This window comes from Streptomyces sp. NPDC006134 (genome assembly GCF_040628835.1).
Taxonomy (GTDB): domain Bacteria; phylum Actinomycetota; class Actinomycetes; order Streptomycetales; family Streptomycetaceae; genus Streptomyces.
The window spans coordinates 45055-54278 of sequence record NZ_JBEXTV010000057.1 but is presented as its reverse complement, the minus strand read 5'-3'; the positions used below and the strand labels follow the sequence as shown (position 1 = coordinate 54278).

Here is a 9224-nt window from a genome sequence, read left to right as displayed (position 1 = left end):
CGCCCGGGCGCGGCCGGGCTGGAGGTCCGGCCCGCGCCCCCCCCCCCCCCCCCCCGGGCCGCCCCCCCCCCCCCCGGCCCGGCCGGTTCGGCTGATTCGGCTGATTCGGCTGATTCGGCTGATTCGGACGGCCCGTTCGGTCCGGCCGGCTCGTTCGGTCCGGCCGGCCCGGCCGGCCCGGCCGGTTCATTCGATTCGTTCGGTTCGTTCGGTTCGTTCGGGGAGTCGTACGTCATCAGCAGCAGCACGACGAGCCCGAGGACGACGACCATGAACAGGAACGCGCCCTTGCCCACCAGCCCCCAGGCGAAGGCGCCCAGCAGTCCGTGCACCACGGCGGCGCTGAGCAGCAGCACCCGGCCCAGGCCGGCGGGGCTCCGGTCGCGCACGGCCACGAGCAGGGCGGCCAGGCCGCACAGGGCGAAGTAGAGGCCGAAGACCACGCCGCCGACCTTCGAGGACAGCACCATCACGTCCGGGTCGAGCCCGGCCAGGGACATCTCCTGCCGGTCGACGACGACCGCGAGGAACCAGTTCAGCGCCACGACGCCGAGCGCCTCGGCGAACAGGACGACCGCCACGGCCCACGCCACCGGCCTGCGCACCACCGGCCCCACCCCCCTTCGACCGCCGCCCGAGCGAACCGGGCGAAGCTGCCGTCACCCCGAGTGCGCTCGGAGCACCCCAGACGTTACTCACCGGTAAACCCGAGGACAAGACTTCTACGGAGCGCAAAGAATCGTTGGGCCATTCGTAGGGACTCCACAAAGAAACCGGGTGGCCCGCAGCACGTGGTGACAGAGACCTTGACCACAGCGGGGGGCTAGGGTTTCCCGGAGGAGCCCTGCGTACCCAGGTACGACAAGGGCTTTCGCGGGTCGAGCGAGCCTCGTATCACGCTCCGTGTGGGCAAGCTCACCAGTGGGGACGGGTCGAAGTGTCGTGTCGGCAGTCCCTAAACTCGGCTTGTTTCAAGGAGGGAGCCTCAATCGTGCGCAAGGTGCTCATCGCCAACCGTGGCGAAATCGCTGTCCGCGTGGCCCGGGCCTGCCGGGACGCCGGGATCGCGAGCGTGGCCGTCTACGCCGACCCGGACCGGGACGCCCTGCATGTCCGCGCCGCGGATGAGGCGTTCGCCCTGGGCGGTGACACCCCGGCCACCAGCTACCTGGTCATCGACAAGATCCTCAATGCCGCCCGCGAGTCCGGCGCCGACGCCGTGCACCCCGGTTACGGCTTCCTCTCCGAGAACGCCGAGTTCGCCCAGGCGGTCCTGGACGCGGGCCTGATCTGGATCGGCCCGCCGCCGCAGGCCATCCGCGACCTGGGCGACAAGGTCGCCGCCCGGCACATCGCCCAGCGCGCCGGCGCCCCCCTGGTGGCCGGCACCCCCGACCCGGTCTCGGGCGCGGACGAGGTCGTCGCCTTCGCCGAGGAGCACGGCCTGCCCATCGCGATCAAGGCCGCCTTCGGCGGCGGCGGGCGCGGTCTGAAGGTCGCCCGCACCCTGGAAGAGGTCCCCGAGCTGTACGACTCGGCCGTCCGCGAGGCGGTCGCCGCCTTCGGCCGGGGCGAGTGCTTCGTGGAGCGCTACCTGGACCGGCCCCGCCACGTGGAGACCCAGTGCCTGGCCGACCAGCACGGCAACGTGGTCGTCGTCTCCACCCGCGACTGCTCCCTCCAGCGCCGCCACCAGAAGCTGGTCGAGGAGGCCCCGGCGCCGTTCCTCTCCGAGGCCCAGGTCGCCGAGCTGTACCGCGCCTCCAAGGCCATCCTGAAGGAGGCCGGCTACGTCGGCGCGGGCACGGTGGAGTTCCTCGTCGGCAACGACGGCACGATCTCCTTCCTGGAGGTCAACACCCGCCTCCAGGTCGAGCACCCGGTCACCGAGGAGGTCGCCGGCATCGACCTGGTCCGCGAGATGTTCCGCATCGCCGACGGCGAGGAGCTCGGCTACGACGACCCGGTCCTGCGCGGCCACTCCTTCGAGTTCCGCATCAACGGCGAGGACCCGGGCCGCGGCTTCCTCCCGGCCCCCGGCACGGTCACGAAGTTCGCCCCGCCCTCCGGCCCGGGCGTGCGCCTGGACGCGGGCGTGGAGTCCGGCTCGGTCATCGGCCCGGCCTGGGACTCCCTGCTGGCCAAGCTGATCGTCACCGGCCGCACCCGCAAGGAGGCCCTCCAGCGCGCCTCCCGCGCCCTGGAGGAGTTCCAGGTCGAGGGCATGGCCACCGCCATCCCCTTCCACCGCGCGGTCGTCAAGGACCCCGCCTTCGCCCCCGAGCTGACCGGCTCGACCGACCCGTTCACGGTCCACACCCGCTGGATCGAGACCGAGTTCGTCAACGAGATCAAGCCCTTCACCGCGCCCGCCGACGCCGAGGCGGAAGAGGACGCCGCCCGCGAGACGGTCGTGGTCGAGGTCGGCGGCAAGCGCCTGGAGGTCTCCCTCCCGGCCTCCCTCGGCATGTCCCTGGCCCGTACGGGACTGGCGGCCGGGGCCAAGCCCAAGCGCCGGGCGGCGAAGAAGTCCGGCCCCGTGGCCTCCGGCGACACCCTCACCTCCCCGATGCAGGGCACCATCGTCAAGATCGCCGTCGAGGAGGGCCAGGAGGTCAAGGAAGGCGACCTGGTCGTCGTCCTGGAGGCGATGAAGATGGAGCAGCCCCTCAACGCCCACAAGTCGGGCACCATCAAGGGCCTGACCGCCGAGGTCGGCGCCTCCCTCACCTCCGGTGCCGCGATCTGCGAGATCAAGGACTGAATCAAGGACTGAGCCGTACGGCTCCCGGCGTCCGGGGCGCCCGGCGGACCACCCTCAGCGGTCGGTCCGCCGGGCGCCCCGCCGCATGGGGCGGGGACGTGGCGGACCGGCGCGGGCCTCGCCGGGAACCTCAGCGGCGCCGCAGGTCCGCGACCCGCGCCCGCTCGGTGCCGCCGCCCTGCTGCTCGCCCAGGGACGTGGCCGCCCGCAGTCCCGCGCCGGGGACCTGTCGGCGTGGCCCCGGAAGCGGCACGTCACGGCGCTGCTGACGCGCCGGGGCGGCAGCACCGCCCCCCGAGCTCCCCGAGCCCCCTGAGCTCCCCGAACTCCCCTGCGTACCGGCCACGGCGACCTGCACGCCCTGGTCGGCGAGCGCCTGGAGTTCGGTGGCCGCCCGGTCGTCGTGGGCGGGCGGCTCGTCCGTGACGAGGCGGGTGATGAGGTCGGTCGGCACGGTCTGGAACATGGTGTCCGCGCCGAGCTTGGTGTGGTCGGCGAGGACGACGACCTCGGCGGCGGCCTGGACGAGCGCGCGGTCGACGGAGGCCGACAGCATGTTGGACGTGGACAGCCCGCGCTCGGCGGTCAGCCCGCTCCCGGACAGGAACGCCTTGGAGACCCGCAGCCCCTGGAGGGACTGCTCGGCCCCGGACCCGACCAGGGCGTAGTTGGAGCCTCTGAGCGTGCCGCCGGTCATCACGACCTCCACCCGGTTGGCGTGGGCCAGCGCCTGGGCGACCAGCAGCGAGTTGGTGACGACGGTCAGCCCGGGCACTCTCGCCAGGCGGCGGGCGAGCTCCTGTGTGGTCGTTCCCGCACCGACCACGATGGCCTCGCCCTCTTCGACGAGGGACGCGGCGAGGTCGGCGATGGCCGTCTTCTCGGCGGTCGCGAGATGGGCCTTCTGCGGAAAGCCCGACTCCCGCGTGAAACCGCCGGGCAGTACCGCACCGCCGTGCCGGCGGTCGAGGAGTCCTTCTGCCTCCAGTGCCCGCACGTCCCGCCGTACGGTCACTTCGGAGGTCTGGACGACGCGGGCGAGCTCACGGAGCGACACGGCTCCGTTGGCCCGCACCATTTCGAGGATCAATTGGCGACGTTCTGCAGCGAACACGAAACTGACAGTAACCCCAACGACCGTCTGCTTTCAGCAGTTTGCGCCGAATAACAGAAGTTGTTCATAGAGGAGGGACGGAAGTGGTATAGGAGCCTAGTCCTGCCGCCTATGCCGTACGCATGGCCGATGACGGTCCGTGACCGGCGGGAGCCGCTTTCGGCCGCGCGGGGCGTCCGCCGCCGCGACAGCGCGAAGGCCGGGTGCCCGCGTCCGGCGGATCACCCGGCCTGCCTCTCCGCGGCGGACGGCTCCTCGCGCCGCCCGCCCCTCACCGAGCGTGCTCGCGGCGCCCGGGGCTCACGCCTCGGCGCCCGCCTTCCGCGTGTGGAGCTGCCGGGCCACCTCGGCGATCGAGCCCGACAGGGACGGGTACACGGTGAACGCGTTCGCGATCTGTTCCACCGTCAGGTTGTTGTCGACCGCGATCGAGATGGGATGGATCAGTTCCGAGGCGCGCGGCGCGACGACGACACCGCCCACCACGATCCCGGTGCCCGGCCGGCAGAAGATCTTGACGAAGCCGTCGCGGATGCCCTGCATCTTGGCGCGCGGGTTGCGCAGCAGCGGCAGCTTGACGACCCGGGCGTCGATCTTCCCGGCGTCGACGTCGGCCTGGGTGTAGCCGACGGTGGCGATCTCCGGGTCGGTGAAGACGTTGGACGACACGGTCTTGAGGTTCAGCGGGGCGACCGCGTCGCCGAGGAAGTGGTACATGGCGATGCGCCCCTGCATGGCGGCCACCGACGCCAGCGCGAACACGCCCGTCACGTCACCGGCGGCATAGACGCCCGGAGCCGTCGTCCGCGACACCTTGTCGGTCCAGATGTGCCCGGACTCGCGCAGCCTGACGCCGGCCTCCTCCAGCCCCATGCCCTCGGTGTTCGGGATGGCGCCGACGGCCATCAGGCAGTGCGTGCCGGAGATGACCCGCCCGTCGGCCAGCGCCACCTCCACCCGGTCCCCGACCCGCTTGGCCGACTGGGCCCGCGAGCGCGCCATGACGTTCATGCCGCGCCGCCGGAAGACGTCCTCCAGCACCGCCGCCGCGTCCGGGTCCTCGCCGGGCAGCACCCGGTCCCGCGACGACACCAGCGTGACCCGCGACCCCAGCGCCTGGTAGGCACCGGCGAACTCGGCGCCCGTCACACCCGACCCGACCACGATCAGCTCCTCGGGGAGCTCGGTCAGGTCGTACACCTGGGTCCAGTTCAGGATCCGCTCACCGTCGGGCCGGGCGTCGGGCAGCTCGCGCGGGTGCCCGCCGGTCGCGATCAGCACGGCGTCGGCGGTGAGCGTCTCCTCGCTCCCGTCCCCGGCCCGCACCACGACCTTGCGCGACCCGTCCAGGGCCTGCATGCCCTCCAGCCGCCCGCGCCCGCGCATCACGCGTGCGCCCGCGCGCGTGACGGCGGCGGTGATGTCGTGCGACTGCGCCAGCGCGAGCCGCTTCACGCGCCGGTTGACCTTGCCGAGGTCCACGCCCACCACCCGGGCGGACTGCTCGATGTGCGGGGTGTCGTCGGCGACGATGATCCCCAGCTCTTCGTACGACGAGTCGAAGGTGGTCATCACCTCGGCCGTGGCGATCAGGGTCTTCGACGGCACGCAGTCGGTCAGCACCGACGCCCCGCCCAGACCGTCGCAGTCGACGACGGTCACCTCCGCACCGAGCTGCGCAGCGACCAGCGCCGCTTCGTATCCGCCGGGTCCGCCACCGATGATCACGATCCGAGTCACGTACTCCATTGTCCCGCACCCTTCAACGCGGCACCGCCCCGGGGCCGGACACGGCACATCCGCCACCGGAGTGACGCGCGCCACGTCTGCCGTACCCTCTCCCCATGTCGCTCTACGCCGCGTACGCCGGCAACCTCGACGCGCGGCTGATGTCCCGCCGCGCCCCGCACTCGCCGCTGCGGGCCACCGGCTGGCTCAACGGCTGGCGGCTCACCTTCGGCGGCGAGGACATGGGCTGGGAGGGCGCCCTCGCGACGATCGTCGAGGACCCGACGGCCCAGGTGTTCGTCGCGCTGTACGACATCGCCCCGATGGACGAGGAGGCGATGGACCGCTGGGTGGGCACGGGCCTGGACATATACCGCCGCACGCGCGTGCGCGCGCACACCCTGGACGGCGAGGAGCACGCCTGGGCGTACGTCCTGAACTCCTACGAGGGCGGCCTGCCCTCGGCCCGCTACCTGGGCGAGCTCGCCGACGCGGCCGAGTCGGCCGGCGCTCCCCACGACTACGTCATGGACCTGCGCAAACGCCCCTGCTGACCGGACCGGCCCCCTCCTCGTCGGAAACGACGAAACAACAATCGGAATCCCGTGACCTCCGTCATCTACGCGCGTAGGCGAATTCCGGCTACCCTCGTCGGCGTGAACGCATCTCTTCTTCCGGACGACATCCAGGGCGACCCGTACGCCGCCGCCGACGCCGCCGCGGCCCGCCTGCGCGAACTCACGGGCGCCGACACCCACGACGTCGCCCTCGTGATGGGCTCCGGCTGGGCCCCGGCCGTCGACGCCCTCGGCGCGCCCGACGCCGAGCTCCTGGTCACCGACCTGCCCGGTTTCCCGCCGCCGGCGGTGGCGGGCCACGGGGGCAAGATCCGCTCGTACACGATCGGCGAGAAGCGCGCCCTGGTCTTCCTGGGCCGCACCCACTACTACGAGGGCCGCGGCGTCGCCGCCGTCGCGCACGGCGTCCGCACCGCCGTGGCGGCCGGCTGCAAGACGGTCGTCCTCACCAACGGCTGCGGCGGCCTGCGCGAGGGCATGCGCCCCGGCCAGCCGGTCCTGATCAGCGACCACATCAACCTGACGGCCACCTCCCCCATCGTCGGCGCCAACTTCGTCGACCTCACCGACCTCTACTCCCCGCGGCTGCGCGCCCTGTGCAAGGAGGTCGACCCCACCCTGGAGGAGGGCGTCTACGCCCAGTTCCCCGGCCCGCACTACGAGACCCCGGCCGAGATCCGCATGGCCCGCGTCATCGGCGCCGACCTGGTGGGCATGTCGACGGTCCTCGAAGCCATCGCCGCGCGCGAGGCGGGCGCCGAGGTGCTCGGCATCTCCCTGGTGACCAACCTCGCCGCCGGCATGACGGGCGAGCCCCTCAACCACGAGGAGGTCCTCCAGGCCGGCCGCGACTCCGCGACGCGGATGGGCTCCCTGCTGGCGCAGGTGCTGGGACGGCTGTAGGCCGGCACCGCCGACCGGGGTGACCGCCGGGGCGTCGCGCGGCCCGGCGCTATCGGGGTGCCGCCCGCGCCCACCCGTGCCGCCCTGGGGGTACCTCCCAGGCCGTTCAGGCACTGGGGGAGGCACGACTGCCCGCGGCTGGGCGGCACGGAGCCGCAGTCGCCCGCGGCGGGAAGGGACGTGTCGGGGGGTGTCCGCCCGCAGCGGTTGGCGCGTCAACACGGGCACCTCTTCGACTGACCGATTCCGCGCCGTTCCGAGGACGGACACCCCCCGGCACGGCCCGACCCACCCCCGAACCGTGGGCGCTACGCGCACCCCCACCGAACCCGCACATGCGCCGCAGGCACCCCGCACAGGCCGCCGCAGGCACAGGCACCGAACCACGAACGAGAGGTTGACCCGACGTGCACGACGAACTCATCGCCCGGGCCAAGGCGTGGCTGGCCGAGGACCCCGACGCGGACACCCGTGAGGAACTCGCCCGCCTCCTCGACGCCGAGGACCACACCGAGCTCGCCGCACGCTTCGGCGGCACCCTCCAGTTCGGCACCGCCGGCCTCCGCGGCGAACTCGGCGCCGGCCCGATGCGCATGAACCGCGCCGTCGTCATCCGCGCCGCCGCCGGTCTCGCCGCGTACCTCAGGAAGCAAGGGACCCCCCACGGGGACGGCACGGCCGGCCTCGTCGTCATCGGCTACGACGCCCGCCACAAGTCCGCCGACTTCGCCCGCGACACCGCCGCCGTGATGACCGGCGCCGGCCTGCGCGCGGCCGTCCTCCCCCGCCCCCTGCCCACCCCCGTCCTGGCCTTCGCCATCCGCCACCTCGGCGCCGTCGCCGGCGTGGAGGTCACCGCCAGCCACAACCCGCCCCGCGACAACGGCTACAAGGTCTACCTCGGCGACGGCTCCCAGATCGTCCCGCCCGCGGACGCGGACATCGCCGCCGAGATCGACGCCGTACGCTCCCTGCACGACGTCCCCCGCCCCGCCACCGGCTGGGACACCCTCGACGACGGCGTCCTCGACGCCTACCTCGCCCGCACGGACGCGGTCCTCTCCGAGGGCTCCCCCCGCACCGCGCGCACGGTCTACACGGCGATGCACGGCGTCGGCAGGGACGTCCTCCTCGCCGCCTTCGCCCGCGCCGGCTTCCCGGAGCCCGTCCTCGTCGCCGAGCAGGCCGAGCCCGACCCGGACTTCCCCACCGTCGCCTTCCCCAACCCGGAAGAGCCCGGCGCGATGGACCTGGCCTTCGCCAAGGCCCGCGAGACCGGCCCCGACCTGGTCATCGCCAACGACCCGGACGCCGACCGCTGCGCGGTGGCCGTCCGCGACGGCGCCGACTGGCGCATGCTCCGCGGCGACGAGGTCGGCGCGCTCCTCGCCGCCCACCTGGTGGCCCGCGGAGCGACCGGCACCTTCGCCGAGTCGATCGTCTCCTCCTCCCTCCTCGGCCGCATCGCCGGGAAGGCGGGGCTCCCCCACGCCGAGACCCTCACCGGCTTCAAATGGATCGCCCGCGCCGACGGCCTGCGCTACGGCTACGAGGAGGCCCTCGGCTACTGCGTCGACCCCGACGGCGTACGCGACAAGGACGGCATCACGGCGGCCCTCCTGATCACGGAACTGGCCTCCGTCCTCAAGGAGCGGGGCCGTACCCTCCTCGACCTGCTCGACGACCTCGCCGTCGAGCACGGCCTGCACGCCACCGACCAGCTCTCGGTCCGCGTCGAGGACCTCTCCGTCATCGGGAACGCCATGCGCCGCCTGCGCGAGCAGCCCCCCACCCGCCTCGCGGGCCTGCCGGTCACGAAGGCCGAGGACCTCACCCGCGGCACGGACACCCTCCCGCCCACCGACGGCCTGCGGTACACCCTGGACGGCGCCCGCGTGATCGTCCGCCCCAGCGGCACGGAGCCGAAGCTCAAGTGCTACCTGGAGGTCGTGGTCCCGGTCACGGCGCGCGACGCCCTTCCCGCGGCCCGCGCGAAGGCGGCGGACCTGCTGGCGTCCCTCAAGCGCGACCTGGCGTCGGCGGCGGGCATCTGACCCGCCCGCACCGGCCCTTCGGCTCGTCCCGATGGGGTGCCCCCACCCGGAGGCACCCCATCGAGTGATTTCCCCCCGTCGGT

7 protein-coding genes are annotated in these 9224 nt (G+C 73.1%); 4 read left to right on the top strand and 3 right to left on the bottom strand.

Translation table 11 applies throughout. The annotated features are described in order from the left end of the window. On the bottom strand, nt 1–608 hold a 608-nt coding region (locus ABZ340_RS29525), incomplete at its 3' end, for a hypothetical protein (RefSeq protein WP_358784899.1). Nucleotides 609–991: 383 nt separating this feature from the next. Between ABZ340_RS29525 and ABZ340_RS29520 the strand changes: the two genes are divergently transcribed. After that, nucleotides 992–2764 carry a biotin carboxylase N-terminal domain-containing protein gene (locus ABZ340_RS29520; RefSeq protein ID WP_358784898.1) on the top strand — a complete coding sequence of 591 codons (1773 nt, stop codon included), beginning with the start codon at nt 992–994 and terminating at the stop codon, nt 2762–2764. 130 nt (nt 2765–2894) lie between these two features. Here the strand turns inward: ABZ340_RS29520 and ABZ340_RS29515 are convergent, their stop codons facing one another. Beyond that, complete coding sequence (locus ABZ340_RS29515) at nt 2895–3878, bottom strand: DeoR/GlpR family DNA-binding transcription regulator (protein ID WP_358784897.1); 984 nt, start codon at nt 3876–3878, stop codon at nt 2895–2897. Nucleotides 3879–4178: 300 nt separating this feature from the next. Next, the gene (locus ABZ340_RS29510; RefSeq protein ID WP_358784896.1) at nt 4179–5627 is read right to left on the bottom strand and encodes an NAD(P)H-quinone dehydrogenase; all 1449 of its coding nucleotides are present in this window, start codon (nt 5625–5627) and stop codon (nt 4179–4181) included. A 95-nt stretch (nt 5628–5722) separates the two neighbouring features. Between ABZ340_RS29510 and ABZ340_RS29505 the strand changes: the two genes are divergently transcribed. The 3 genes from ABZ340_RS29505 to ABZ340_RS29495 all read left to right on the top strand — a co-directional run bounded on the left by ABZ340_RS29505 (nt 5723) and on the right by ABZ340_RS29495 (nt 9141). Next, on the top strand, nt 5723–6160 hold the full coding sequence (locus ABZ340_RS29505) for a gamma-glutamylcyclotransferase (protein WP_358784895.1): 438 nt from the start codon (nt 5723–5725) through the stop codon (nt 6158–6160). A gap of 102 nt (nt 6161–6262) precedes the next feature. Continuing rightward, nucleotides 6263–7087 carry a purine-nucleoside phosphorylase gene (locus tag ABZ340_RS29500; RefSeq protein ID WP_358784894.1) on the top strand — a complete coding sequence of 275 codons (825 nt, stop codon included), beginning with the start codon at nt 6263–6265 and terminating at the stop codon, nt 7085–7087. Nucleotides 7088–7494: 407 nt separating this feature from the next. After that, nucleotides 7495–9141 carry a phospho-sugar mutase gene (locus ABZ340_RS29495; protein WP_358784893.1) on the top strand — a complete coding sequence of 549 codons (1647 nt, stop codon included), beginning with the start codon at nt 7495–7497 and terminating at the stop codon, nt 9139–9141. Nucleotides 9142–9224 lie beyond the last annotated feature (83 nt).

Bases quoted from the DNA above. Each gene is read 5' to 3' on its own strand.
- ABZ340_RS29510 (WP_358784896.1), bottom strand. From the start codon at position 5,627: ATGGAGTACGTGACTCGGATCGTGATCATCGGTGGCGGACCCGGCGGA.
- ABZ340_RS29505 (WP_358784895.1), top strand. From the start codon at position 5,723: ATGTCGCTCTACGCCGCGTACGCCGGCAACCTCGACGCGCGGCTGATG.